The sequence below is a fragment of the Bacteroidales bacterium genome (assembly GCA_031275285.1).
Taxonomy (GTDB): domain Bacteria; phylum Bacteroidota; class Bacteroidia; order Bacteroidales; family UBA4181; genus JAIRLS01.
In genome coordinates, this window is sequence record JAISOY010000010.1 from 18,263 (window position 1) to 44,772 (window position 26,510).

Here is a 26,510-nt window from a genome sequence, read left to right on the forward strand (position 1 = left end):
TCTAATATAATTGCTTATGAATGATTTATTAAAAACGAGACTGTTCAGCCTATTGTCTGAACCCTCACAAACAAGTACAAACGAAGAAATACAAAACGCCTATGGGTGCTTTATGGAACAGGTGAAAACAGTCAGCCAGTCCCAAACAGACTACTCTGAAACCTATCGGATGCTGAATGACACTCGTATTGAGTTGGTATTCATAGAATCGCTTCATCGGTACGAGCAGGGGGGAAAATGCCCTAAAATTTGCCTACCTTAAAAAAGCAACCCTATTCCTCGAATCTGAAATTGATTTGCTGAAACTTCTGTTCCTGCAAACAAATCAGCCTGTCAAGAGCAGCGTTGCCCCTCACAAATCAAACGTCTATTTTATCCCCGACCCCAAACGGCTGGGAATTGATAGCATGGGAGAGCTTGCCACCACCTTTGAGCTATCCAACCAATTCTTAGACGAGAATGGGAACCCCGCTTCCTTTATTCATATCGCCGAAGCCTTAGAATTTGCGTTCAACTTTACTTTCGGAAATGCCTACAAATCCAAAGCAAGAATATTCAATCGAAAACCGTTCAACCTGACAAAATCCCTCGACCACCTGAAAAACCTACTAATCCGCGAAAGTCGGAATAGGGATAAAAACAAGATGAAAAAAGATGAATTTTCAATTCGCTGATTAATAAATTGTTGCAAACAAGATTTAGGGGAGTCCATAGGGATTCCCCTATTTAGTTTGCTTCGTTCTGCCGTCCTTTGCTTCGTCAATGCATTGAAAACAAAGAGTATTAATTTGAAAAACAAAGAAAAGCTATGTATTTGAATGAAGATAATTTTGAAAAGTGGATGCAGAAGCTATCCAAGAAATTAAGCGAAATCGGTCAGGATTTGAAATCGCTGATAAATACCGATAAGGTTTTCAATGAGGATGAAAAATTGCTTGATAACCAAGATTTGGCTTTCCTCTTAAAAGTATCAAAGCGAACACTCCAACGCTATCGGTCAAGTGGAAAGCTACCCTATTTTATGATAGGTCATAAAATCTACTACAAAGTGAACGATGTTCGGGAGTTTGTTCGCTCGCACATGGATTTTCAGACGTGGCAGGCGTTTGATAAGAAGCACCCGAAAGAAGAAGATAAGGACGAGAACGATGAATGATTCTGCATTTTCAGTTTAACGCAGAATAGTGCAAATGACGGAGGCTTGTTTTTAATTTACGCCTCCTGTTAATAGCTCCGCATTCATCCAAATCAACGCTGCTTTTCGTGCAGCATTTATTCGGCTGAATTAAGCAAGAGGGAACTGGACAAGTCCTGTTCTTCCCTCTTGCCCTGCGGGGCAAAACCTTAGGCTTCAGCAGTTTGATAAATCAAACTGTAATTAGTCCGATAATTAGCCATTTTTGGCTATTGTTAATTATCAGCTATTTAACTGTATAAATTTCGATTAAAAAGTAATTATCCATGCAAAATAAAGGTCAGAAAATCATATTTACCACGATTTCCATAGATACGGAAACTGCAAATTTAGTAGCGAAAATCGGTAAACGCTATTCGCTGAAAAAGAGTGAAGTTGTAAAGCTGGCTTTTCAGTATTTGGAGAAAGCCCATATCAATCCAGCCGATGCTCCCGAATCGGTAAAGTCGGAACTTGCCAAGATAAACAAACGGCAGGATGATATTATCCGTTTCATTCGCCATTACGAGGAAGAACAGCTAAATCCGATGATACGCACGAGCCACACGATAGCAACCAAATTCGATACGATTGTCAAAGCATTGGAAACGCTTGTTCTTTCACAGTTGGAACAGAGCCAAGAAAAATACCATACAGTATTACATAAAATCAGCGACCAATTCCAAAAGCATGCAGATGTAATCAATAATCAGGGAAAGCATATCGGCTCGTTACAACAGGTGCAGAAAAAGGACAATGCAAAGCTATTGAAGCTAATTAACCTGTATTCTGATTTGGCAACCTGTGGAGTAATGGACGGCAAGCGAAAAGAAAATCTAAAAGCTGAGATTATCGACCTGATAAACGAAAAATAGGAGTAATAACAGCCCATGAATATAGATTTTCCGCCACCATCCAAAGGAACATATAACAATGCAGGTAGTAGCCGAAGATTAGCTTCGTACTGCGAGCATGAGGATTTAGAACGTATGGAACAGGGAATCTATACAGAGGGATTTTTCAACTTGACGGATGATAATATCTACAAATCCCAAGTCATTAAAGATATAGATAGCAATATCGGTCAGCTTTTAAAGGCGGATGCCAAGTTTTATGCTATTCATGTAAGCCCGTCAGAAAAGGAACTTCGGGCAATGGGTAATACTGAACAGGAACAAGCCGAAGCTATGAAACGGTATATCCGTGAAGTCGTTATCCCTGAATATGCCAAGAACTTCAACAAAGGATTATCGGCAGAAAATATAAAATTCTATGGCAAAATACATTTCAGTCGAGACAGGTCAAACAATGAATTGAATATGCACTGCCATTTGATTGTCAGCCGTAAAGACCAATCCAACAAAAAGAAGCTATCGCCACTAACCAACCACAAGAACACTAAGAAAGGAGCAATCAAAGGAGGGTTTGACAGAAAAAAACTATTTCAGCAGGCGGAGAAAGGATTTGATAAGCTATTCAGCTACAACCGCCCTCTATCCGAATCCTTTGAATACTACAACACAATGAAGAACGGAACGATTTCCGACCAACTAAATATGCAGGAACGGCAACTTTCCGATGAAAGAAGAATGAATGAATGTAGTCAAGTCGGCATGAATGCAGATATGCAGACAGGCTTATCTGAAAATTTGCTTGAAGATAAGCAAGAAAACAACCTTTCAAATTTGAATGAAGATAAGCAAAACGGAAGTCAGGAAAACAAACAGTCTTTCAATCAATCGGATTTAGGTTTGTCTTCTGTATTAGGTTTACTTACGCCTGATGCCAACAACGAAGAAGAACAGATTCCGATGAAAAAGAAAATAAAGAAGAAGCCAAAGAAAGGGTTCAGGCGGTAGTACGGTTGGTTCCGAAGTTATTTCCCGCGCCTATGTCGGTTATTTCCCGCTCATGGCTTCCCAGCCGTTGGGAGGGCGGAAGCCCGCGGGAATAACCAACGGCACGAGAATAACTTCTACCGTCGTGAAGCTGGCGAACGGAGTAAAAAAAATAACTCGTCCATTTCAATGAATATTCAAAATAAAACGCTAAATTTGTACCGAGTTATTTGAGGAAATACAGCGCAAAACGCAGAAATAGGCACGGTTGCCAAATCGTTACCTCAATGGCTGAAAAATTCCACTTACAGCCTTTTGTTCAAAAGGTTATCTTCCTAAGATAATTTTCTAAAATAAAAAGCAAGGATAGTTTCGGCGCCCATAAAACCGGTACAGACCTTATATTTTATCCAGACAATCAGGAAATCATGACATTGACCATATCCTCGGCATCTCAGAATCCAATCGATATGGAAGTAGTTGAATGGAAGGCCAAAAGATATTCCTGGAAAATTACATCACAGGACCAATATGGATTCCGGATAAAAGGCCTGCAACCAGGAAGAAACTACCAATACTCAATCAACCATATATCAAAAAAGATCAGGGCCGAAAATGACGGAAGTATTTTCATCGGGCACAATTGTGAAACTCCAACAATATTTAATGTAAAATTATAATTGATTCAATTCTGAACTCTTTGTATAGGAAGATTAATCACCTATATTAAAACATGTTAGAATCATTTAGACATTTCCCAATAGAAAGAAAATACACCAAAAATGGAAATATGATCATGATATTCCGTATTTTTGCATGACAATAGAAATAAAAAGTTCGTTATGGGACGATTATATGACCGGCTAAGTGCCGATGTCCGTTATCAGGAGGGATTAAGTGCGTGTATCAATTGCGGAACATGCACAGCCATTTGCCCGGCAGCAGAATTTTATAATTATGATCCCCGACAGATCGCCAATACGGTTCAGACCAAAGATGACGATAAGATCGAGGAATTATTAAAAAGCGAAACCATTTGGTATTGCGGTGAATGTATGTCGTGTGTTACCCGTTGTCCACGTAAAAACGCACCGGGACTGATCATACTTGCCTTACGCACTTTATCACAGGATGAGGGATATTTTGTCGAATCGGAAAAAGGAAGACAGCAACTGGCATTGAAAAGGACTGTCGGAGACTGGATATTAAAATATGGTTATTGTGTTTACCCCAGGAATCTCTCTTTCGAAATGCATCCCGAATCCGGCCCCATATGGAAATGGGAACAGGAAAACCTGGATGATATATTTGACCGGTTAGGCGCTAACCTTGATGGGGAGGGTCCGGGCATTCTCCGTAAAATTCCTGATGAGTCGCTGGATGAGTTGAAACGTATTTTTGAAGTGACCGGTGGAATGGAGCGATTCCGGAAAATAGAAGAAGCTTCACGGAAAAAAGCGGAAGAAATGGGTATAGACCCCGATGATGAATACTTCGTAAAGGTATATACTGAAAATAGCGGAGACCACTCTTGATGAAAAGAGTGTAGACTTTTTAAAGTTTGAATCAATACAGATAAATAATATATGATCCAAGAAGGCAAACAGAAAATCTGGAAGGATTACCAGAAGGAAATTCCTGATGACAATTATTTCTATGTGAGAAGTTGTATCAGGCAGAATTTTTTCCCCGGATCAGAAGTTACTTTCCTGAAAATAATGAGGGATGAACTGGGGAAAAACATATACGAAACCGAATACCATACCTCATGCAGCGGTATCGGTTACCATTCGGATGTGGTTCCTTTGGAAACTACCATGACCGTTGTAGCACGTCAGTTTGCCTTAATGACCGAAGCCGGATATGAAAATTACGCGGCTTCCTGTATCACTTCATTCGGCTTGTATAGTGAGATACTGGAAACATGGAAACATTTTCCGGAAGTGTTGCAAAAAGTAAGGAAAAATCTGAAAGAAGCTACAGGAAGGGAGTTCAATACCCCCAAACACCTGGCACATGCCAGTGACATCATTTATAAGGTCCGTAATGAAATCGCCGACAAAGGCAAGTACCGGTTGATCAACCGTCATACGGGAAAACCGTTGCGGGTGGTGGAGCATATCGGATGCCATTATGCCAAAATGTTTCCGAATAAAGGCGTCGGTGGTGCGGAGTATCCTTATGTCCTGGCCGGAATGATCGAAGCCTGGGGAGGTGAAGTAGTGGATTATCCCGAACGCAGGCATTGTTGCGGGTTTGGATTTCGTCATTACCTCGTAAAAGCCAACCGGGGTTATTCTGTAGCCAATACCCATAAAAAGTTTGAATCGATGAAGCCATTCAAACCGGATATGATCATTACGAATTGTCCGGGTTGTCCTTATTTTCTGGACAGATGGCAATACACCATTGCAGAAATGGAAGGGACCACTTATGGTGAAGATGGTTACGGCATACCGGTATTTACCTATGAAGAAGTTGCCGGCCTGATCCTGGGATATGATCCCTGGGACCTGGGTTTACAGGTACATCAGGTATCGACGGAACCATTACTGGATAAAATCGGTATACCCTATAATCCCGATACCAAATATAAAGGAACGGATAATAAAGATCTGGGGGTTCCTGAAAAACCATTACGTTTAAAAACTATATGATCTGACAAAAGGCGTCCGGATGGAAGTAATAAAACTCTTTTCAGTCCTGACGTTTTATTTTTGGAACATACTTTTATATTCAGGTCAAGTTTTTGTTTTTCTACCTGAAACAATCCTCGTTTAAAAAGTTTATGTTTGCTGGAAGAAGAAAGCAAAATAGAAATTTTAAATACGTGATTCAGGAAGAAAAGACCTGAGTAAACAATTTGTTACAAAGCTGATTTACGAAAATTCGGGACAATGTCATAGTATGCCTGAATATTTTTTGATCCTGGCCGAAGAATTCGGGGCGGATGCATATTTGGCTACTTCCCCACAACATTTTTTCATCAAAATTAAAGACAATAAAGGATATTGGCATAACCTTGAGTTGACCTGCGGGGCAATCATCAACGATCAGAATTACCTGAATAGCGGGTTCATCAAGGCGGAAGCGTTACGCAATAAAGTTTATCTTGAGCCGATGGCACGTCAACAAGTCATTGCCGAAGTGATGATCGATCTGGCAAGAAATTATATCCGAAAATATGGTTATGACACATTTGTTCAACGCTGCATTGACACATCGCTGAAATACCACCCCAATAACATAAGAGCTTATCAGATACAGGCAAACTATCATACGGCGCGGGCCATGTATGTGATTGAACGAACAGGAGTTCTATCCCCAGATAAACTACCCGAATGCCCACAGGCATACAGGATGTATCAGACAATGCATCAATCGTACAAGGCATTGGATGATTTGGGATATGAGGAAATGCCACAGGGTGTCTATCAGGCTTGGCTCAACCGTGTTAACGAAGAAAAGGAAAAACCTGAAAACAAAAGGAATAAATTACAATTGCAACAAATTATACAATAAATACATAACCCCTATACTATGAAAAAATTTATCTTATCTTTCATCTGTTTACTGCCCTTGTGCAGTTTGTATGCTCAGGATGAAAACCCTTTTGCTAAATATGGATATGATGTTAAAGTGGTAACCTTGACCAACGGACGTTTCCCTGAATTTCATGACAGAGATAAAGTTGTTCAGATCGGTTCGGTACTTTTCAATACTGACAGTATGACTATTACTGGTGATGTTGAAATAGATACTACAGCAATGTGGCTTGATGCACATACGGTAAGCAGGTGGATTAGTCCTGACCCGTTGGCTGAAAAGTATTATCATATTTCGCCGTATGCGTATTGTGCTAATAACCCTATTAAGTACATCGATCCGGATGGAAGAAAAATTGTGATAATCCTTGGGAGAAATGAAAGTGGACAAATTTCTCAATCGTTAGAATATAAACAAAGTAAATTGTATAATTTGAATGGGGCTGAATATAACGGTAATGATGCTTTTGGAGTAAATGTAGGCGAAACTTTGAATAATCTAATGAAGGTTGAGGATAATAAAGATAACTTTGTTCAAAAAGTTGTATCTACACTTGAAAATAGCGATAAAACTCATTATATCGAAAATGATCCTTATGGATCTAATAGAGCCAGATCTCTAGACTATAATGAAGCCGAAAAGGGAAATCCAACAGGATCACATGTTATTGTAACCTTAGATGCAAATTCAGAAGGAGGAGGAGATACTCCTGAAACTAATTTAGGGCATGAATTAAGTCATTCATATGATTATGATCAAGGAAATAACAAAGGACAAACATCAATACCACCTTCAAGTAAAAGTCCAACAGAAATTAGGGCTGTAAATTTTGAGAATAGAATTAGAAATTTCTTTAAAATGGAATTACTTACAACATATGGTGGCAGACCAATAAATCCAAATCAATTAGAAGATGTAAAAAAGAAATAGCATGAAAAACAAAAAATATATAATCTTATTCTTAATATTTATTTGTTGTTCTAATAATGATGGTTATATAAATACAATATGCCGAGATATTGATTTTTCTTTATATGTTGTAGTACCTATGAAAAATGAAGAAGGAGAGAAAATATATGGTTATACGACTAACACCATTCTTTATTATGGAATTTATAATGAAAAATATGGTGAGAAATATTCATTTAAAGAATTCCTCATCAAACTGTTAAATGGTAAAATAATATTATATACAAAAAATTTGAAACACTATTGGGTTTGTCATCAAACAAATATAAATGAAGAATATAATCAAAAAGGATTTAGATTTATAAAAAATAATTATTTATTTGAGAATAAAAAAAATACCTTCCAAACAAAGTCAACATTAGATGAAAATCAAATGAGTAGTTTAATTAAAATTATGTTTGATCATGAGTATTATATAATTTTTAATGATAAAGAAGGTAAATTCTCTTTCAGAGATAAAAATTTTCAAGATAAAAAATAATGATTGGTACGATACTATCTCATACCAGTGCAGTGTAGATACCCTGTAAAATAAAAAATCAAAAGCTTGTGCATTGATAATTAGAAAAATACATATAACCGATATGTTAAAAAGTAAGAATGACATACAACACCTTATGTTAAAACTTGATCTGTCTCAAAAATATTTAAAACCATTAAAGTCTATTTAAATAAACCTTGAATTATTAAAACCGTGATGAAATTTTTTGTGATTTTTTTATTATTTGGAAATAGTTACCTTTTTGCACAATATGACAGCCTTACAATCAAATTGTATGATTTCTTAAAATCAAAAAAAGAAATGTCGGAAAATGTAAAAGTGGGGCAAACCATATTAATCATCAATGAACTTGTGTCTTATCAAGAATTTAAGAATCAAGAATATGGTATTTTTAGATTTGGCACTCTTTCAAGTCATACTTATATACATATTCTGTTAGTTGATAAAGAAAAGTATTTAATAGTTGACATGTATCAACCACTTGATATCATTTTAGAGCCCATCCTTAATTATCTAAAAACAAATACAAAAATTACTAAAAAAAATAGTATTCAGTATTTAGAAGCTGTATTGAAATTATATAAATTAAATACTGAAGAAATATCCTGGTGAATCGTTTATACAGCGTTTTAAGTGATGAGGAATTTATATTTATACATGTAGATATATGGCCATAAAATATTTATTCTTATTTTTATTTTATTCACCCATTTGTTTGGCTCAATCTGACACTATTTTTGTATTTGCTAAGTTAATTTCCAGTTCGTTTCTTGAAGGAAATAAATACGAACAAGACAGTATCATTTATAAAAATTCGACATACAATATACGAAAAGATAGTCTTAAGGAAGGTCAATGGTTATATTGGGAATATTTCAATCCAGAACGTTCTGTTGTTTATGAAACAACCAATTCAACTATACTATATGAAATAGATCCAAATATTGTGCGTTTTTTTATTAAAAATGGTTTGAATAGTTTTATAATAAAATCAAACTATTATATCAAGGTAAAAGGAAAATATATAAATGGGAAGAAAGAAGGAAAATGGGAAGTATACCTACCTGAAGGAAATTTATATAAAGAATTGATATATAAAAATGATGTTCTCCAAAAATTTATTGTTTATAATGATCTTAAAGAGATAGAATGTAATGGAAAAATTGGAGCAAATCTGAATTTTATTATAACAAAGGCAGGTACAACAAAAAAAATCCAAATGAATAATAAAGAAGTTGAAGATATATTTGGAGTTAATGATAAAGATTTCCCCCAAGTTGTAGATGTTTTTGTTAACTAAATACTTTGAATATCCATCTCTGTAAGAAGTTTTTTGATATCGATGCAGAGTCGAAAATATTCATGGTTGAACTTTACCACAAGAAAATAATGGTGACGAATTTGGCTCTGCAAACACACCTAATAATTTCCAAAATGGCAAATTACAAAAAAATGATGAGTGGAAGAAGAAAAAATTTAACTAAACAATGTGTATTAAGTATACATCTGTTTACTTTCTGCCATGTAGTTTCTGGACAAAATGCAGAATATCTTGAGCAAAAAGCCATAGATTATTTTTGCATCTTAGATTTGCATATGAAAATAAGCGATGATATAATAAAATTTAGTGGGAAAACAGAAGGTAAATTTAGCAGAATATATCAGGTTGCACATTGTATAAGGGATATAAATTTGCTGAAAGACAGTATTCCTAACCAATTAGAATTGGATAGCATAGATAGTGTCAATAAATCAAAATTGACAACTGTTAAACGAATACTTTTACCTGAAAATTGTATCTTTATACAAAGAAAATCTACTTCATTCAAAAAAGCTATTTATTCTTTGCATGTCTTTAATGCAATAAGATATAAAGAGAAATATTATGTAGAACTTTTACTGAAGAATAAAAATAATGAAACATGGGTAATCTGTTTTGGTTTTAACGAAGAAAATGAACCATCCGACTACTGCACTTCTTATGTAATCTTTTAAAAATTTCAGTAAGATATTGTATCGATATTACATCGTTGTCTTTAAAAAATAATTATGATAAGTAATTGTTCAAAATTATATCATTCATATATGGAATCATTTTTTACCCTTCTTTTTCTTGATAAAAAGAAGCAAAAATCAAGGCTTACTTCCTCAGCGACCAGTCACTGCATGCTACAGGACGCCGGAAGAACTCGCCTGACGGCTCAGACAACTTCCGGCTTGCCCCTTCACTTTGCAGGACTGGCACCCGCTTCCGGAAGGTCAGGCCTCCCTGGTGTAACACCCCTGTATGAGCAGGAGAACAGAAATATGAGATATGTGAACTAATTATGAACTTCTACTTATTTTTAATAAATAGATAGTCGAATAATGAAGATAAACAATCTTTTTTTTTTACATTCATCTTATTATCAATAGCTTACTGCAATGACCAGAACTCTTATTATAAGGCATATAATGAGTATGTTGATATGCTGGATGGAAAACAGCCGCTTGATTTCAAAAGAGCCGTTTTTATTACTGAAAATGCTTTTTATGATAATATTCTTGACTTTGAAGGTTTTTGTCAGAAAATAACGTTAGATGCTTTTATTTGTAAAAATCTAATTGGATCATTCGATTTAACCTATCCTGAAAAAGACAAAAATAAAACAATGGTTTATGCGTCGGTTTTTAGATATATGACCGATACTATTCCTATTCATGTTAACGATACAACTATCTTTCTTCACTTACCTTTCAGTTATAATTTTGACGATTTTGCAGGAGAAAAAGATTGGAGCAATACGTTTGTTACCAAACTACTTGAAACCCATAAAGGTAATTGTCACTCCTTACCCATTCTTTACAAACTGATCGTTGAAGAAATGGGAGGACGGGCATGGTTATCATTTGCTCCGAATCATTTATATATTAAGCTTCGCAACCAACAATCGGGATGGTACAATACGGAACTCACCAACGGCTATTTTCCTACCGATGCGTGGTTAATCGCATCGGGTTATATTCATTTGGATGCCGTTCGCAACGGAGTGTATATGGATACGTTATCACAGAAAGAATCGGTTGCCATGTGTCTGGTCGATTTGGCCGAAGGTTTCCAACGGAAATTCGGTAACGATTTCAATCCGGGTTTTGTATTGTCTTGTTGCGAAACAGCATTAAAACATTTCCCCGATTACGTAAATGCCTTGTTGTTGCAAGCCGAAACCCTAATGAGAGCCTACCGTAAACAACCCGATAAAAACTCACCTGAAAACAAAAAAATGTTCGAACGCCTCAACGGTATGTACGCCCGTATTCATCAACTTGGCTATCGAAAAATGCCCGACCAAATGTATCTGAAATGGCTTATGTCCTTGAAAGAACAGAAAGAATATCAAAATCAGACATTGATCTTCAATTAATTATATATTTCATTGTTTGAGTACTCAAATAATACCGGAGAAATAACAATTCCGTCATTCAATCGTAAAGAACAATTCCGTCAGACTTTTTCCGTAGAATTTTATATCTTCTGAGATAGCCCTTTGTTAAAGTTTTTAGCATATTCGGGATTTACTTCCCGTTTATGATGGATAAAATCCATTGCATATCAAATAATTAATATCTATGAAATTATTTCTGTTCTATATCCTGATTACTACATTCCCTTTTTTATGACCTTTATCTACGTATTCGTGAGCTTCAATAATTTCATCAATTGTATAAATCTTATCTATCACAGGTTTTAGAATATCCTTTTCTGCCAATTGTCTGACAGAATTCATGTACTCAATACTATTCTTTGGACTACCCTGATCAACCGAATGAAATTTTCCATGAGGGGCAAGTATTCTACGGTAATTCTTAATGTAAGGCTGGGATTTTTTAAAACCAACGGCATCAATTATAATGTCCCATCTATCATCCCTTTCTGTAAAATCTTCTTTGCTATAATCTATGGTATAGGTTGCACCAAGCGATTTTACCAACTCAAAATTAGACGTACTGCATACTCCTGTTACTTCTGCACCGCAGGCTTTGGCGATTTGAATCAATGATGTTCCGACAGATCCAGAAGCTCCATATATAAGAATTTTAAGATTATTGGCACTTTCTGCTGATTGACAAGGGAAAGCCGTTTTTTCAAGACACCACAATGCAATACTTCCTCCATATGCTATGGCAGCTGCGCCAATAAAATCCAAGTTTGAGGGAATATGTGAAACGTAACTTTGTTCCGGTAAACACTTATATTCCGCATATGTTCCTAAATTAGTTTTTGTTCCGCTTATTACAGTAGTTCCGAAAATTTTGTCTCCTTTTTTAAAACGAGTAACATTACTTCCTGTCTTTTCCACTTCACCGGAAATAATCATGCCGAGTATGGGGTTTCTCGGTTTGCCAAACCCGACAAATAGTCCTGCCATTATGCGCATATAAAATGGCAAAACGTTAAGCCTCCTAAGATAGGTGTCACTCGAAGTAACAGCTGTTGCATACAATCTCACAAGTATTTCATCCTCTTTGGGAGTAGGTTTCTCAAATTCCGTTACTTTGAGTACCTCCGGACTTCCATATTTTGTGCATACAACAGCTTTCATTTTTTGCATATCAGAAATTTATTTAAAATAACGATTCCTTTATTCAATAGTAAAGGGCAATTCTATCAAGCCTTTGCCGGATGATGATCCTCCGACAAAGATGGTATAATTACCGGAACGCGTTTCCATTCTTTCTGTATCCTCATAATATGATTCGAAAGCTGCAGGTTTCAGATTTATCTTCACTTTAGCAGAAGAACCGGCAGGAACACTAACCCTTTTGAATGCCCGTAACGATTTCACCGGCCCGTCTTTATCCGCATTATTCCGGACATAGACCTGTACCACTTCATCCCCGTCCATAGCACCGGTATTATGCAGATCAATATTCAGGTCAACGGATTTCCCTAGTTTTACCATATCCTTTGATAAGCTTACCTGACGATAATCAAAAGTGGTATAGCTGAGACCATGGCCAAACGGATAAACCGGTGACTGTTCCATGTACCTGTATGTACGTCCCTGCATTGAATAATCCTCAAAATCACCCAATTGGTCAACAGAAGTATAAAATGTTACCGGCAAACGACCGGCAGGGTTGTAATCGCCGAAAAGAATGTCGGCCACAGCTGTCCCGGCTGCCTGTCCGCCATACCATGCATTCAGAATAGCATCCGCATGTTGGTCGGCCCAATTCAATGCAATAGCGCTTCCAGAACAAAGAATAAAGATCAACGGCTTGTCTATCTTCCTTAATTCTTCCAGCATTCTCTTCTGGACGGCAGGAAGCTCGATATTAGTGCGATCCCCTTTCCTGAATCCCTCTATGTCTACCCCCATTTCTTCCCCTTCCAGCATAGGAGATATACCTCCCACAAAAACAATGGCATCTGCGTCCTTTACTTTTTGAACGGTCCGGGAAAAATCAACCAGCTTCTTCTCTCCTACTGTAAATTCAAGATGTCCGTCACCGCCAGCCTGGAAATACTCAATTCTCAATTGGTAACTTTCCCCTTTTTTTACCTCTTTTTCTATCGCTTTGGTCGTAATCGCATGGGTTCCCCAATCTTCAAAAGCGAGTTGATCATTGATATACAACCTGTAACCATCATCTCCGGATATAGTAAAAGAAATGGTTCCTGATACAGGCGCCTTGAAATTTCCCGTATAAACTGCTGAAAAATTATTCAGGGGAACATTATTGGCAAATTGTGTATTCCCGGTAGTCGTATACCGGATGCTTTGCGTCATTTCCTTTTGTATCGGATCCCCTTCCATATGGATATTGTTGTAATACTTTGCTTCAAAACCTTTTTTCCCATTGAGGCCGACAGCATCGGAGAACTCCTCCGTTACATACTCTTCTGTCAGTTCGCAACCCTTTTCATAGATGACTTCCTTTCCCGGTAATTTTTGGGTGATCCCTTTCAGAATAGTCACCGTAGATGAAGGAAATCCGTTATAATTGGCCCATAGCATCACGGAATCATTAGCATTGGGACCTACTACAGCTATTTTTTTGATTTCTTTGGATAACGGCAATGTCTTTTGTGAATTTTTCAGTAATACCATACTCTTACGGGCCATTTCCAGAGCTTTCTGCCTGTGTTCTTTCGAGTCGACAACACTGTATGGTATCTTGCTCCATTTCACCCTGTCATCGCTATCGAACATACCCAGTTCAAAACGGCCACGAAACAATCTTCGTAAAGCAACATCCACCTCATCTTCCGAGATCTGTCCCGATTTAAGGGCCTCCAGTACGGATCGGTAACTTTGTCCGCATTCAAGGTCCGTACCCGTCCTTATAGCATCGACCGATGCTGTAAGTGCATTTTCATGGGTTTCATGCCGGTTCCTTCTCCAGAAATCGTCTATGGCGCCACAGTCCGAAACCACTATTCCTTCATACTTCCATTCCTGTCGCAGGATGTCGTTCAATAAAAAATTACTGCCGCAACAGGGAGCTCCATCCAACCTGTTGTATGCGCACATTACCTCCTGGACATTCGCTTTTACCAACTCATGGAATGCAGGAAGATAAGTCTCCCTGAGGTCACGAGATGACACCGTTACGTCAAATTCATGCCGGTTCCATTCGGGTCCACTGTGTACTGCATAATGTTTGGCACAGGCATGTGTTTTAAAATACCTGGGATCATCTCCCTGTAAACCTTTTACAGCAGCAACCCCCATAACGCCCGTCAGGTAAGGATCTTCACCATAGGTTTCCATCCCCCTTCCCCAACGGGGATCCCTGAAAATATTTATATTGGGTGTCCAGAATGTCAGTCCCTTATAACGATCGTATTCTTTATTTTTCTGGTAATGATGATATTTAGCCCGCGCTTCATCTGAAATAACATCAAAAGTCTGGTAAACAGATTCTTCATCAAATGTAGCCGCTAGTGCTATGGCTTGTGGAAACACGGTGGCCAGTCCTGCCCGTGCAACACCGTGCAGGGCTTCATTCCACCAGTCGTATGGCGGAATACCCAGCCGATCTATGGCAGGTGTACTGTTCATCATCTGGGAAACTTTTTCTTCCAGGGTAAGCCTTCCTATCAGATCATCCACTCTTTTTTCAACAGATAATTTCGGATTCCGGAACGGATACTCGTAATGTTCAGAACAGGCGTCGAATCCGGCCAAAATCACGATCAGTAAGAAAAGTAACGCAATATTGTTTTTCATTTTCAGGTTTTATTGTTGTTAAACACTCATGCTATTTATTATTTTCTTAAGTCACATTGATCAAATGGATTACATTTATTAAATATGACTTTAATTGTTTTATTTTACTAATAAATAGCTAGTAAATATATGTGAAAATTATGATAAAACAATTTTCAGCCGGTCATTGGCTTTATCAAGACTAAATCTAAAAAAGCCTGTTCAGGATAAAAATCGTATCCAATAAAAAAAAATACCATACATTTGCACTTTATTCATTAAACATACTTAAGTATTATGGCTTATAAAATTAGTGACGATTGCACTGCTTGCGGTACTTGTATCGGCGAATGTCCTGTAGAAGCTATCTCGGAAGGCGATATTTATAAAATCGATCCAGAAACCTGTACTGATTGTGGTGCCTGTGCTGATGTCTGTCCTGTAGAGGCCATTCATCCTGAATAATTTTGACTCGTCAAAAAATAAAAAACCCGCTTAAATACGCGGGTTTTTTATTTACGTGTATGTCCTTTCATCAGGAAAAGATATGCGGATAAGCACTTTTACTGCTCTTCCGTTCCAATTGTAACACAAAACATGTGGACTTTATAAAAGACTCGTGTTTTGGTGTTCCGATCGGAATATATACTCTAAAACTCAACCGAACGCACATTATCCGCCATTGACCACTGCCATCGTCGAATGTCGTATGTGATGGAAGTCAAGTGAGGTCTTTGTAGTAACGGACACATCTTGTTCCGACATCATTTCCGGATAAAAAGAACCATCTATAACATTTTCTAAACTCCTCTCCTCCAGAAAATGACTTTACTGTAGAATTTCAATGATTCAAATTGTGTGATAATTTTAGCTAAAAAATATAACTTATGAGTATTTCCCTTCAATTCCCGATTATTTTTTATCCGGTACAAGGACCACTCGCCTGTTAATGCGTCTGTTACTTTCTGAAATATTCGGCACTATTGGTACTGAATCTCCTTTTGATATAATCTTTAACCGGTATGATTCAATACCATTTGTAATCAGGTAGTCTCTAACGGTTTCGGCACGCAACAAACCTTCGTTTATATTTACATTTAATGATCCCATATCACAGGTATGTCCTTCAACAATAAAATGCAGGTGTGGATAATTCTTTAAGATTTTGATCCTTGCGTTCCACTCGGTTTTTTGCACATCATCCAATACTATTTGATTAAATTTATATGATGATACGGGGATAGTCAACAGGGCTATTTCCAGTTCCTGTTCTTTTTTTTCATCATTGGTTAATTGTGCTTCTACCTCATTTCCTTTCATTCCTAATGATTTATCATCCTTATCTTTTTGTGTAATAAATAAAATTTCCGGCCTTTTATCTTTATTTTTCTCCGCTTCCACTGGTTTTCCCGCCCCGAAAGCGAGTTTTATTTTCACTCCTATCATCATAGGCGCCATTTTATCGGTAAAGGATTTTGAATTACCATCTTGTGTGTATTTCGAAACAAGCATGCTGTTGTAGTGATAGTTGGAAGGTTGCTCGGCATTATACCCCATAAGTGCATGGTTTTGCGTTTCTTTTAAGATATTGTTTAATCCAAAGTCGATACTAACTCCGGTATACAATGACCATTTGTCTGACAATTTCCATTTTATTCCGGCTTCGGCAGAAAGCATAATAGCAGGCTTGAATTTTACGCTGCCTTTTTCTTCTATATCTTCAAAAGTACCTAACCCACGAAAATAGGGTTGGAAAAGTTCGACGTTATATTGGGGATAATAAGCAGAAGTAATTATTTCTTCATATTTTCCGGTATATTTTGAACTGACAGGAAAAGCTATTTTTCCACCCGCTGCTGCGTAGAATTTTGTTTTACCGGTTGTTTGATATTGTACCATCAATGGAATATTGATAAATACCGACCATTGTTTTTCCTTGTAATTTTTAAGTGTATACCGGAATTCAAAATCTTCCGTACCGTCATAAACCGAATAAAAGTCGGATAGGGACGATAATTTATAATTCCTGTTCACAAACATGGCTTCCATACCGGTAGTTATCCCCCATTCAGGAGAAAAGAAAAAAGTATATCCTATGCCTGTATTACCGCCAAATCCAACTGCAGATTTTCCGATGGAAGGCTTATGTAAAAAAGTAGAAATTCCGCCCGTTCCATATATGGAGAATTCATGATGTACGTTTTGTCCTTTTGTTGTAAAGGAATATATAAATATCAGCGATGACAGTATAATTTTTATTTTTATTTTCATTTTGTTTGCTTTTTGTATAATCAGATAACTTGAATACAAATCTTATTCTACAACTATTTTCAACGTTTTTCCCGTCATATCGGATTTCAGGCGGATAAAATATGTACCGCTCTCGTTCGGCATGAGTACTTCTGTAAGAGGACCGGTAATATTTTGATTTCCTATTAATGCGCCCACACTATTATAAATTCCGATGATAGTTTTTTCAGGTAATTCGTCGAACTCATTTATCTCAACCGTTATATACTGTCCTCTTCTTACCGGATTCGGATAAGCCTTGATTCCTTCTCTTTCCAAAACTATCGCAGACGGACAGGTACGTAATACCGTGCCGTCTTTAGTGGTAACGATTACATGGTACATTGCCTGATCGTCCAATAAGTCGGTAATCTTTTCTCCGGCAGAATAATACTGACCGTTACCAATCAATTGATCATCCTTATACCATTGGTAAGCTACAAATTCGTACCCGCCGTTATTGTCTTTATTGTTGTTTACGAGCAATACATTACCCCATTTCTGTACGACGATCCTGTCAAAGTCGAACCGTTTTTCTATTACAAAGGTATAATCCCGGGTATTTGTGCCGCCCTCCGATTTTACAGTGAATGTTATCCGGTATATGCCGGCCCGGGTTACATCTATGGTGAAAACAGAACCTTCCGTACCTTCATGGATCACTGTGGCATTGTTTTCGGTTGTAATGCTTACGGTTATCATATCAACCCCGCAGTTAACGAGGTAAAGTTCATTGGGTTGATCGTACACGCTGTTCGAAACATCGATGCCCAGTACGCGTGTAGAGTTGCTGGTTACCTGCAGTTGCCGGGCTTCCTCTGTTTGTTCATAATTCGGATCATCATCCACATAAGCGGTAATAGTTACCATGCCATAGCTTTTCAATAACAAAGTTGTTTCGTCACTACTGATCTCTGCAATATTATTATCACTGCTTCTATATTTTACAACCTTACCTGAACTGGCTGTGGCCGACAATGTAAATTGGCCGCTGTTGTCTTCGATATTTAAGATTGCGGGCAGTGTGAAACTAATGGTCTGGGGGGCTTTTGTAATATTTGCCGTCAACCCGGTTGGCTGCACCAGGGTATAATTATCTTTGTCCGCACCTTTCAGGGACAAGCTTGCAGTTACAGCGATATCCGTCCCGGCGGTTGACTGTGTAAAAGTACCTGTCAGTTCGTCCAGAGCCACATCATCGCCGGGTATAGCTCCCTGCAAAGTGGCTCCCGAAATGGTTGCAGCGGTATTTCCGTCGTAAGGCTTATTGTTTGCCGAAGCTCCCGCTACGGTTAATTCTTTCGGGATTATGTTAAAAGCTGCCGTTCTTGTTCCGCTGTAGTTGTTTACGCCGGTAACGGTTACAACGGCTGCATTGGTTACATTCCTGTTGTTACTATATCTTAGTGTATAATCAATGCCTGGTTCCAGGACTGTTGCCCCGTTCCTGATCACAGGCTGCGGTTCAATTGCCGCGGCTGCATATGTACGGTCGACAATATGATCGATTGTAACGGAAGGGTCATCGATACGCAAACTGGTGGTCAATATCAGTTTTGTATTGTTTTCTTCCAGCGAAAGGATGGCTGGTTGGCCGGAAGGAACCCCGTTAATGGTAACCGGGTCGAACTTGCCGGCAATGTTGGCGATGCTTCCGCCGATGGTTTCCATAATAACATATTTCCCGGGTTTCCAGGAGGTAAGGTTCACTTTTATTTTTTGTACACCGAATGCTATATTCCCGTTGACCATAATTTTATCGGAAGTGATGCCGTCGTTACCGAGGTCTGTTTCGAGTGTTGCCCCGTCGAAAGTTACCATGTGGGCATTCACGGTAAGAACACCTTTGGCGTCGACTATTCCGCCGAACATGGAACTAACGTTACCTGTTGTGCCGATTGTTGTTCCACCGGCAGTGGTTAATACGGTTCCTGCATCCTGTGTATAGTTTCCTTTCCAGTCGCTGTTCAGTATTACGTTTCCCTGTGTCTGCCGGAACGCTCCCGTTGCGGTGTTGGCTCCCGCCAGGGTCAGGGTGCCGGTGCCGGTTTTCGAAACAATGCCTGCTCCGCTGATCACGTTGTTTTGTGTATAGTCCGCACTCCGGTTAAAAATAAGGGTGCCGCTGTTGTCGATAGCGGTTGTTGTTGTAACCGAGCCGTTACCGGAGAGTGTCATCGTTGCCCCGGCAGCGATGTTTAACCCGTTTACAAAATCGAGGGTGTTGGCAAAGCCTGCACTGCCTGCTGTTATATCAAGGCTGCCGGTACGGGTCTGGCCTTTGTCGGGGGCGTTGATCCCGGTAATGTTTCCGCCGGAAAAACTGTAGTTCCCACCGGAAATATTCATTCCTGAAACTGTAACATCTGTGTTAGCTATGGTAATAGCCTGATTTAGTCCCGTATTGTCAAACGAAACATAGTCATTATCGATGTATATCTCCGGATTTGTCGCCACATCTTTCCAGTTGTTTGTTGTTGTTATATCCCAGGCGCCTCCGGTGGTTCCGGTCCATAGCAGGTCCAGGCTGAGTTTTTTCGTTTCCAGGATCAGTTGTGTTGCTGTACTTGTGGAAAGATCTGCTTTTTGCCGGCCCACGACCGGAGTCCCGTTGAGTGTGACGTTGAATTTTGCGGGGTCGATTCCCCCGGCTGTTGAAATGACCGTGTATGTCCCGCCGTCGATCCAGTTTCCGAGGTTTACCGTGCTGTTGCTTCCGTAATTTACATTGCCGGTCGAGATGATTTTACCGGAGTTTGCCGTTCCCGTGAGGACTGTACTGAGTGTGGCCCCGTTAAGGGTCAACGGACCGGTGTTAAGGGTTCCCGGCAAATTGACGGTTCCCGAAAAACTTGTAGCACCGCCGATGGTTGCTGCGTCAGCGGCTGTTAAAATGGTTCCGGCTGACTGGTTGTAGGAGCCTGCCCACGAACCGGCCAGCATGACCGTCCCTGCCTGCTGGGTAAATGTGCCGGTTCCGGTTTTGGCTCCGGAGAGGGTCAACATGCCGGTTCCGGTTTTCAATACAGTGCCGGTTCCGGTGATATCGCCGGTCAATGTGTAATCGCTGTTTTGGTTGAAAACGAAGTTGCCGTTGCTGGCCACATTCATCTGACCGGCTAGCAGTCCGCCGTCAGCAAGTGTCATCGTGCCGCTGCCCGCCACAGTAATGCCGTTTACAAAGTTTACGCTGTTGGCGAATGTTGCGCTGCCTCCGGTAATATCCAGCCGTCCTGTGGTGGTTTGCCCGGCAGCAACCGGAACGATACCGGAAATGCCGCCGCCGGTAAAGGAGTATGTTCCGCTGCTCACCTCCATCCCGGAGGTTTGTACTCCGCCGGCCTGAACGTTTACCGTACCCGGCGCTGTTCCGTCGAACAGGGCATAATCATTGGCAGCGAAATCATTGGGGGCATTGCTCCAGTTCAGGTCGGTATTGTTCCATATGCCTGTTGCGGCTGCGTTATTCCATATCTGGTCGAGGTTACCCTGGTTGATGGCATTAAGTATAAGGGAAGTCCCGTTAAAAGCCTGTGTGACATTCATACGACTGGAAAGCGGCTGTCCGTTGAGTGTAATTGTATTGTCCGCGGCAAATCCGTCTGCGGTAATCCCACCCGTAGCTGTCATCACGGTAAAGATTCCCGTATTCCATGTACCAAGATCAATTTTATTAACATTGGAAGTATTAGAAGTAACAGTTCCCGTAATATTGATTTTATCGGAAGTATTATTTGTACCGAGATCCAGCTTCAAAAGTACTCCATTCAGGTTTACATTTCCTGTAAATGACAATATACCTGTTGTTTTTGCCGGATCAACCGATATTCCGTAGCTGCTGGTATATGGAAATCTGTCGCTGTCCGGGCTGAGTGTTCCGGTAATATCAAATCCCTGTTGCGAGGTAATTGTCCCCATGCCGGCGATTGTTACAGCAGGGCTACTCACCGTGAATTTATCCGTACCTCCGGTAATAAAGTTTGCTCCGTCGACTACGCGAAATGTTCCGCTGTTGAGTGTGACTTTACCGCTGTTTGTACCATTGGGATTAAGCAGGTTGTTTCCCGCAAATTGTACAAAACCGTTACCGGTCAGTTGAAGTGCGTTTCCTCCGGAGCTCCCGCTACTGATGGGATCATCAAAATATATGTTGGCGTTGGTGGTGCTAAGCGCCAACGTAGTATTTCTGTTCAGGAATATTGAGTTAGAAATACCGGTAGAAGGGTCGAATATATTTCCTCTGTAGCTTACACCGCTTTTGTTACCCGAGAAAGCAACAGTACTCCCGTTGGCATTAAGGGTCAGTATTGCCGGAGTCTGTCCTCCTGTTATATATACAGCCCCGCCATCGCCCGCAGCCAGGTTCCCGAGAAAGTTACCGGGATTAATGGTTACCGACTGACCGGAATATAGGGCGCCGCCTTCCATCTTTGAGGTGTTTGCAGAAAATAATGCAGCCGCTATGTTGATTGTACCCGTGTTATAGATCGCCCCACCCCTGTTCCCGGATGAATTTGAAACAAATATAACGGTTCCCAGGTCTGTTGTACCGGTATTATAAAGTGCCCCACCCGACAAAACCGAGTTGTTGCCGGTATATTGCAAATTGCCCGGTGCTGTAAGAGTGCCGCTGATATTCATTGCACCTCCTGTTGAAGTTGCGGTATTTCCGGAAAAGCTGTAATACGAACCGGTTCCCGAAGTGAGCGTCAAAGCGGCTCCCGTACCGATGTTGACGGCAGCTCCCGTACCCGGTGTGGAACCTCCGCTGAATGTTAATGATACATTATTGTCAAGGCTGATGGCTCCTTTTGAGTTGTCGGAGACATTAAGCCGGTGGATAATGCTCCCGGCACCGTTCAGGGTGATGGTGTTCCCGATGTAAAGCGTCGGGATCAAAGCATTTTTACTCAAAAAATTCAATTTCCCGAAATTGGTTCCAAGTTGATTTAAATTATTGATTTTTAAACCGCCACTGTAAAAATCAATGCCGTTTAAAAAAGAACTCTTCACAGAACCTGTTAAATCCAACATCCCGTTGAATGGAACTATCAGAACATAGTCGGAAGCGGTTCCGTATGCTCCTATATTCAGCTTACCGTTTGCGGAAGGGCTTGCCGATGTAAATGTTGTACCACTGGCATTGTTGGTATAAATAATTCCACCGTTAAATCTATAATCGTCATTTCCCCGTATAAACATGCCTGCAGATCTTGTACCGAGCGGGCCAACCGTAATATTACGCCCAGAGCTGTTATCACTGTCGAATGTCACAATATCGCCGTTTCTAAACAGGATCACATTATTATTCTGAACATTTTTCCAGGAATTGGCAGTGGAAATATCCCACATGGCACCAGGATTCCCTATCCATACATTTGCAGTATTCTGGCCATACGTTATTGTTGTTATGTTCAGTAATATTACGAAAAATAGAGGTAATTTCAGTTTCATTGATTTATATTTTATATCCGGTTACTGATTATCTTATTCAAGAAAATATATAGATAAAATATTACATTTCAATTGATAAAATTAAACTTTCAAATAATAAAACCGATGTTTAGGTTTTTATTATTCAATTTCGAAAGTGTTAATTTTTCAATGTTATTATTGAACTTTTTTGCTTCCAGTATGCAGTTATCTTATCAAAAGAATCAAATATCTTATTAGTTGATATTGTCTGCTCTAATGATCGTAGCAATGCCTTACCATGAAGGTCAGCTATTTAACGGAAAAAGATTCGACAATACAAATATTTCATCAGATCTTCAAATCAGCGAAAGATGAATTACTTTCAAAAATAGGTAATTTTTTTTGTAAAATAATATTTTGTAAGTATGTCTGGCAACAGAATTAGCCATATTTACTAGTTTGAGAATTCAAAATAATGGAATGTCTATTTTCCTGGAATTCTCATTGTTGTGAGATTTTTCCATGATATCAGTTGATGAAATGGGATGCCCAGTCAAAGATGGTTGTTTTCGAAGATTTGCCACCTTTACCATACACCAATGCTGATATGGCCGGGGCTCTGATGGGTAACCGGATCTATCTGGCAGGCGGATCGATCAATAGTAAGCCGGGAACAAAATGTATATACCTGGACATGTCCGATACCGGAAAAAAAGAATGGAAATTCATTCCTAATTTTCCAGGCTCTCCCAGATTACAACCTGTTGCAGCAGCCCAAAACGGAGGAGAGGAAACCTGCTTGTTTCTATTCGGGGGATTTAATACTGACCCGGAGAACAATATGAAACCACAGATCATGACGGATGGCTATAAATACATTCCATCACAAAACTCGTGGACGAAGCTGTCAGAAATAATGATTGAAGGTAAATCCCGTACAATGGTAGGAACATCCGCTATTCCTGCCGGCACAGGACACATCCTGTTTGTGGGTGGGGTCAATAAAGAAATATTCTTCTACGATCAGGATATTGTGCGGCAAATCAATCAGGCCGATAATGCTCAAAACAAACAATTGCTGGAACAACTCACATCTGATCGACTGGAGTATTGGATGCAACCTCCGGCTTATTTCAGGTTTAACCGGGATATCATCACATACCACACCATCACCAATACCTGGATCAAAGCTGCCGAAGCACCCTGGCAGGGAGTAGCAGGTGCGGCAGTTGTGAAAACCAGTGATGGGTTTATAGTGGTCAATGGTGAAATTAAACCGGGAGTACGTACCAATGAAGCGGATCGGGTGAGTATGTTTACCCAGGCAAATTTCGGAATGATCAATTATCTTGTCTTGTTCCTGTATTTGATCGGAATGTTATTGCTGGGGTTTTATTTTATGAAAAGAACCACAGGAACAGATGATTTTTTCCAGGGTGGACAACGTATACCCTGGTGGGCGGCAGGCATCAGTATTTTTGCAACGGCATTGAGTGCCATTACTTTCCTGTCGATCCCGGCTAAAGCCTATGCCACGGATTGGCGGATGCTGATCTTCAATATAGCTATTATCCTTGTTGTGCCTATTGTTATCAGATTTTACCTCCCGTTCTTCAGGAAACTGAATGTGGCTTCGGCTTATCAATATCTGGAAAACCGCTTTAACAGGCCGGTCCGGTTCTTTGCATCAGGATTGTTCTGTTTCTTCATGATCACACGCATTGCTATTGTACTGTTTCTTCCTTCCATCGCATTAAATGCCGTGACCGGACTGAATGTCTATTTCTGTATTCTGGTCATGGGACTTATTACTATTGCATATTGTACTATGGGAGGCGTTGAGGCGGTTATCTGGGGTGATGTGATCCAAGGGTTTGTGCTGGTTTTTGGCGCACTGATAGCGTTATTATACATGATTTCCGGAACAGAAGACGGATTAGGAGGTTTTATCACAATGGCCTCGGAATCAGGAAAATTCCACACCTTTGATTTTTCCTTTAACTGGACACAGCCCGTATTTTGGGTCACTATACTAGGCGGATTGGCCAATCAACTGATTACTTATACCAGTGACCAATCCGTTATTCAGCGCTACATGACGACCAAAGACAAAAAAGCTGCTTCCCGGAGTATCTGGCTGAACGGGATACTCAGCATTCCGGTGTCCATCATTTTCTTTCTGATAGGAACGGGATTATATACTTTCTATAGAAGCCACCCGCAAAACCTGAATATGACCATGCAGAACCAGGATGCTATTTTTCCTCATTTCATGGTTTCTGAATTACCTGTGGGTCTGGCTGGATTATTGATTGCCGCCGTATTCTCAGCTGCCATGTCAACACTCTCTTCTAATATTAATTCCGTATCTACTGCGATCACAGAAGATTTTTTTCAACAAATACGTGTACATCTTGAAGAAAAAACCCGGATGCGTATCGCACGTATTTCAGGTATATTGGTCGGCCTTATAGGTACGACTTTTGCCCTTGGACTGGCAACCTGGGATATTAAATCGTTATGGGACCAGTTCAATGTTTTTCTCGGCTTGTTAACCAGCGGATTGGGTGGATTATTCCTGATGGGAATATGTACGAAAAGGATCAACGGAACCTCCGCTATGATCGGCTTATTTGCCAGCATCCTGTTACTGCTTTTGATCAGAAGCCATACACAAATATCGTTTCTGCTATTCGGTTTTATCGGTTTGATAACTAGTTTTGTTGTCGGCTGGTTGTGCAGTTTTATTATCAATAATAAATTGAATGGTCAATCCTTAAATCATCCATCTAAATGACACCTATAAAAATATCTGTTTTATTAATTGTTATTTCTTTAAGTTCCTGTTCCAAAACAGTATCTGTTCGTTTTGAATCCGAACAACCGGTATACCCCGTTTTGACAATGAAAGAATACAATCCTGTTTTAAAAATGCAATTCATTAAAACAGCACCCGATAATTATACAATCGAAGAAATCAAACTTTCCTTATCCGGGACGACACAAGAAGATCAGATAGAATCCATATCGCTTTTTGTTGGTGGAAAGAAAGGGTCGTTTGCAACCAAACAACAATTCGGACAAACAGTTCTACCTTCTTCTGAAGTAACTTTTAAAGACCAGCTTCCGATAGATACTGATACCATAGTCATGTGGGTCTCTATGAAACTGAAACCATCCGTTGACCTAACCGGAATGGTAAATGCCACTTGTGTTTCTGTCAAAACCAATGCAGACCGAATCATCATTCCCGAAGGGAAAAATCCGGGACTTCGCGTTGGCGTGGCTGTACGTCAACATATGGAAGACAATGTCCATACTTCCCGTATCCCCGGGTTGGCTACTTCCCGAAAAGGAACATTATTGGCCATTTATGATGTCCGGCGTGATTCAGGGCGTGATTTACAGGGCAATATAGACATTGGATTGAACAGAAGCTTCGATGGAGGCAATACTTGGCAACCCATGCAGATTGTCTTGGATCGCGGAGAATGGGGTGGATTGGATGAAAAATTCAATGGTATCAGTGATGCCTGTATTCTTGTCGATCAAAATTCCGGAGATATTTTCATTGCTGGAAC

General features: G+C 39.7%; 24 protein-coding genes. 19 read left to right on the top strand and 5 right to left on the bottom strand.

What is annotated here, in order from left to right; translation table 11 throughout:
• Positions 1 to 16 precede the first annotated feature (16 nt).
• The 5 genes from LBQ60_01010 to LBQ60_01030 all read left to right on the top strand — a co-directional run bounded on the left by LBQ60_01010 (position 17) and on the right by LBQ60_01030 (position 3,033).
• Positions 17 to 262 (top strand): hypothetical protein, encoded by a 246-nt coding sequence (locus LBQ60_01010; GenBank protein MDR2036481.1) that lies wholly within the window; start codon positions 17 to 19, stop codon positions 260 to 262.
• Positions 263 to 296: 34 nt separating this feature from the next.
• Complete coding sequence (locus LBQ60_01015; GenBank protein MDR2036482.1) at positions 297 to 674, top strand: hypothetical protein; 378 nt, start codon at positions 297 to 299, stop codon at positions 672 to 674.
• A gap of 134 nt (positions 675 to 808) precedes the next feature.
• A complete protein-coding gene (locus LBQ60_01020; protein MDR2036483.1) occupies positions 809 to 1,156 on the top strand; it encodes a helix-turn-helix domain-containing protein in 348 nt (115 codons plus the stop codon).
• Positions 1,157 to 1,461: 305 nt separating this feature from the next.
• A complete protein-coding gene (locus LBQ60_01025; protein MDR2036484.1) occupies positions 1,462 to 2,049 on the top strand; it encodes a clindamycin resistance transfer factor BtgA in 588 nt (195 codons plus the stop codon).
• Between the two features lie 15 nt (positions 2,050 to 2,064).
• Positions 2,065 to 3,033: a DUF5712 family protein gene (locus tag LBQ60_01030; protein MDR2036485.1), complete on the top strand. Its 969-nt coding sequence runs from the start codon at positions 2,065 to 2,067 to the stop codon at positions 3,031 to 3,033.
• Here LBQ60_01030 and LBQ60_01035 read toward each other — a convergent pair.
• Entirely contained in the window at positions 3,023 to 3,202 is a 180-nt protein-coding gene (locus tag LBQ60_01035; protein MDR2036486.1) for a hypothetical protein, read from the bottom strand. The genes LBQ60_01030 and LBQ60_01035 overlap by 11 nt on opposite strands.
• A 238-nt stretch (positions 3,203 to 3,440) precedes the next feature.
• Between LBQ60_01035 and LBQ60_01040 the strand changes: the two genes are divergently transcribed.
• The 11 genes from LBQ60_01040 to LBQ60_01090 all read left to right on the top strand — a co-directional run bounded on the left by LBQ60_01040 (position 3,441) and on the right by LBQ60_01090 (position 11,433).
• Positions 3,441 to 3,692, top strand: a complete 252-nt coding sequence (locus LBQ60_01040) for a hypothetical protein (protein ID MDR2036487.1) — start codon at positions 3,441 to 3,443, stop codon at positions 3,690 to 3,692.
• A gap of 162 nt (positions 3,693 to 3,854) precedes the next feature.
• The gene (locus LBQ60_01045; GenBank protein MDR2036488.1) at positions 3,855 to 4,547 is read left to right on the top strand and encodes a 4Fe-4S dicluster domain-containing protein; all 693 of its coding nucleotides are present in this window, start codon (positions 3,855 to 3,857) and stop codon (positions 4,545 to 4,547) included.
• A 51-nt stretch (positions 4,548 to 4,598) separates the two neighbouring features.
• Positions 4,599 to 5,669 (top strand): heterodisulfide reductase subunit B, encoded by a 1,071-nt coding sequence (locus LBQ60_01050; protein MDR2036489.1) that lies wholly within the window; start codon positions 4,599 to 4,601, stop codon positions 5,667 to 5,669.
• Between the two features lie 250 nt (positions 5,670 to 5,919).
• Positions 5,920 to 6,534 (top strand): hypothetical protein, encoded by a 615-nt coding sequence (locus LBQ60_01055; GenBank protein ID MDR2036490.1) that lies wholly within the window; start codon positions 5,920 to 5,922, stop codon positions 6,532 to 6,534.
• Between the two features lie 18 nt (positions 6,535 to 6,552).
• Positions 6,553 to 7,488 carry a hypothetical protein gene (locus LBQ60_01060; protein MDR2036491.1) on the top strand — a complete coding sequence of 312 codons (936 nt, stop codon included), beginning with the start codon at positions 6,553 to 6,555 and terminating at the stop codon, positions 7,486 to 7,488.
• A gap of 1 nt (position 7,489) precedes the next feature.
• Entirely contained in the window at positions 7,490 to 8,008 is a 519-nt protein-coding gene (locus LBQ60_01065) for a hypothetical protein (protein MDR2036492.1), read from the top strand.
• A gap of 216 nt (positions 8,009 to 8,224) precedes the next feature.
• On the top strand, positions 8,225 to 8,641 hold the full coding sequence (locus LBQ60_01070; protein ID MDR2036493.1) for a hypothetical protein: 417 nt from the start codon (positions 8,225 to 8,227) through the stop codon (positions 8,639 to 8,641).
• Positions 8,642 to 8,696: 55 nt separating this feature from the next.
• Positions 8,697 to 9,329: a hypothetical protein gene (locus LBQ60_01075; GenBank protein MDR2036494.1), complete on the top strand. Its 633-nt coding sequence runs from the start codon at positions 8,697 to 8,699 to the stop codon at positions 9,327 to 9,329.
• A 134-nt stretch (positions 9,330 to 9,463) separates the two neighbouring features.
• Positions 9,464 to 10,024: a hypothetical protein gene (locus LBQ60_01080; GenBank protein ID MDR2036495.1), complete on the top strand. Its 561-nt coding sequence runs from the start codon at positions 9,464 to 9,466 to the stop codon at positions 10,022 to 10,024.
• Between the two features lie 90 nt (positions 10,025 to 10,114).
• Positions 10,115 to 10,354: a hypothetical protein gene (locus tag LBQ60_01085; GenBank protein ID MDR2036496.1), complete on the top strand. Its 240-nt coding sequence runs from the start codon at positions 10,115 to 10,117 to the stop codon at positions 10,352 to 10,354.
• Between the two features lie 143 nt (positions 10,355 to 10,497).
• A complete protein-coding gene (locus tag LBQ60_01090; protein ID MDR2036497.1) occupies positions 10,498 to 11,433 on the top strand; it encodes a hypothetical protein in 936 nt (311 codons plus the stop codon).
• A gap of 222 nt (positions 11,434 to 11,655) precedes the next feature.
• On the opposite strand, the gene LBQ60_01095 is transcribed toward LBQ60_01090, so the two are convergent.
• Together LBQ60_01095 and LBQ60_01100 are read right to left on the bottom strand one after the other, a co-directional pair.
• Positions 11,656 to 12,621, bottom strand: a complete 966-nt coding sequence (locus LBQ60_01095; GenBank protein ID MDR2036498.1) for an NAD(P)-dependent alcohol dehydrogenase — start codon at positions 12,619 to 12,621, stop codon at positions 11,656 to 11,658.
• A gap of 30 nt (positions 12,622 to 12,651) precedes the next feature.
• On the bottom strand, positions 12,652 to 15,252 hold the full coding sequence (locus tag LBQ60_01100; GenBank protein MDR2036499.1) for a glycoside hydrolase family 3 C-terminal domain-containing protein: 2,601 nt from the start codon (positions 15,250 to 15,252) through the stop codon (positions 12,652 to 12,654).
• Between the two features lie 270 nt (positions 15,253 to 15,522).
• On the opposite strand from LBQ60_01100, the gene LBQ60_01105 reads away from it, so the two are divergent.
• Positions 15,523 to 15,690: a 4Fe-4S binding protein gene (locus LBQ60_01105; GenBank protein ID MDR2036500.1), complete on the top strand. Its 168-nt coding sequence runs from the start codon at positions 15,523 to 15,525 to the stop codon at positions 15,688 to 15,690.
• A gap of 447 nt (positions 15,691 to 16,137) precedes the next feature.
• Here the strand turns inward: LBQ60_01105 and LBQ60_01110 are convergent, their stop codons facing one another.
• Both LBQ60_01110 and LBQ60_01115 read right to left on the bottom strand, forming a co-directional pair.
• Entirely contained in the window at positions 16,138 to 17,496 is a 1,359-nt protein-coding gene (locus LBQ60_01110; GenBank protein MDR2036501.1) for an OmpA family protein, read from the bottom strand.
• Between the two features lie 42 nt (positions 17,497 to 17,538).
• Positions 17,539 to 22,968, bottom strand: coding sequence for a YDG domain-containing protein (locus LBQ60_01115; protein ID MDR2036502.1), 5,430 nt, complete (start codon positions 22,966 to 22,968; stop codon positions 17,539 to 17,541).
• Between the two features lie 496 nt (positions 22,969 to 23,464).
• Here LBQ60_01115 and LBQ60_01120 point away from each other — a divergent pair, with 496 nt between their 5' ends.
• Entirely contained in the window at positions 23,465 to 25,726 is a 2,262-nt protein-coding gene (locus tag LBQ60_01120) for a sodium/solute symporter (protein ID MDR2036503.1), read from the top strand.
• A partial coding sequence (locus LBQ60_01125; protein MDR2036504.1) for an exo-alpha-sialidase occupies positions 25,723 to 26,510 on the top strand: 788 nt, incomplete at its 3' end. The genes LBQ60_01120 and LBQ60_01125, both read left to right, overlap by 4 nt.

Bases quoted from the DNA above. Each gene is read 5' to 3' on its own strand.
- LBQ60_01090 (MDR2036497.1), top strand. From the start codon at position 10,498: ATGCTGGATGGAAAACAGCCGCTTGATTTCAAAAGAGCCGTTTTTATT.
- LBQ60_01070 (MDR2036493.1), top strand. From the start codon at position 8,225: ATGAAATTTTTTGTGATTTTTTTATTATTTGGAAATAGTTACCTTTTT.
- LBQ60_01080 (MDR2036495.1), top strand. From the start codon at position 9,464: ATGGCAAATTACAAAAAAATGATGAGTGGAAGAAGAAAAAATTTAACT.
- LBQ60_01110 (MDR2036501.1), bottom strand. From the start codon at position 17,496: ATGAAAATAAAAATAAAAATTATACTGTCATCGCTGATATTTATATAT.
- LBQ60_01115 (MDR2036502.1), bottom strand. From the start codon at position 22,968: ATGAAACTGAAATTACCTCTATTTTTCGTAATATTACTGAACATAACA.
- LBQ60_01105 (MDR2036500.1), top strand. From the start codon at position 15,523: ATGGCTTATAAAATTAGTGACGATTGCACTGCTTGCGGTACTTGTATC.
- LBQ60_01045 (MDR2036488.1), top strand. From the start codon at position 3,855: ATGGGACGATTATATGACCGGCTAAGTGCCGATGTCCGTTATCAGGAG.
- LBQ60_01085 (MDR2036496.1), top strand. From the start codon at position 10,115: ATGGAATCATTTTTTACCCTTCTTTTTCTTGATAAAAAGAAGCAAAAA.
- LBQ60_01030 (MDR2036485.1), top strand. From the start codon at position 2,065: ATGAATATAGATTTTCCGCCACCATCCAAAGGAACATATAACAATGCA.
- LBQ60_01120 (MDR2036503.1), top strand. From the start codon at position 23,465: ATGAAATGGGATGCCCAGTCAAAGATGGTTGTTTTCGAAGATTTGCCA.
- LBQ60_01055 (MDR2036490.1), top strand. From the start codon at position 5,920: ATGCCTGAATATTTTTTGATCCTGGCCGAAGAATTCGGGGCGGATGCA.
- LBQ60_01025 (MDR2036484.1), top strand. From the start codon at position 1,462: ATGCAAAATAAAGGTCAGAAAATCATATTTACCACGATTTCCATAGAT.
- LBQ60_01095 (MDR2036498.1), bottom strand. From the start codon at position 12,621: ATGCAAAAAATGAAAGCTGTTGTATGCACAAAATATGGAAGTCCGGAG.
- LBQ60_01050 (MDR2036489.1), top strand. From the start codon at position 4,599: ATGATCCAAGAAGGCAAACAGAAAATCTGGAAGGATTACCAGAAGGAA.
- LBQ60_01020 (MDR2036483.1), top strand. From the start codon at position 809: ATGTATTTGAATGAAGATAATTTTGAAAAGTGGATGCAGAAGCTATCC.
- LBQ60_01060 (MDR2036491.1), top strand. From the start codon at position 6,553: ATGAAAAAATTTATCTTATCTTTCATCTGTTTACTGCCCTTGTGCAGT.
- LBQ60_01065 (MDR2036492.1), top strand. From the start codon at position 7,490: ATGAAAAACAAAAAATATATAATCTTATTCTTAATATTTATTTGTTGT.
- LBQ60_01040 (MDR2036487.1), top strand. From the start codon at position 3,441: ATGACATTGACCATATCCTCGGCATCTCAGAATCCAATCGATATGGAA.
- LBQ60_01075 (MDR2036494.1), top strand. From the start codon at position 8,697: ATGGCCATAAAATATTTATTCTTATTTTTATTTTATTCACCCATTTGT.
- LBQ60_01010 (MDR2036481.1), top strand. From the start codon at position 17: ATGAATGATTTATTAAAAACGAGACTGTTCAGCCTATTGTCTGAACCC.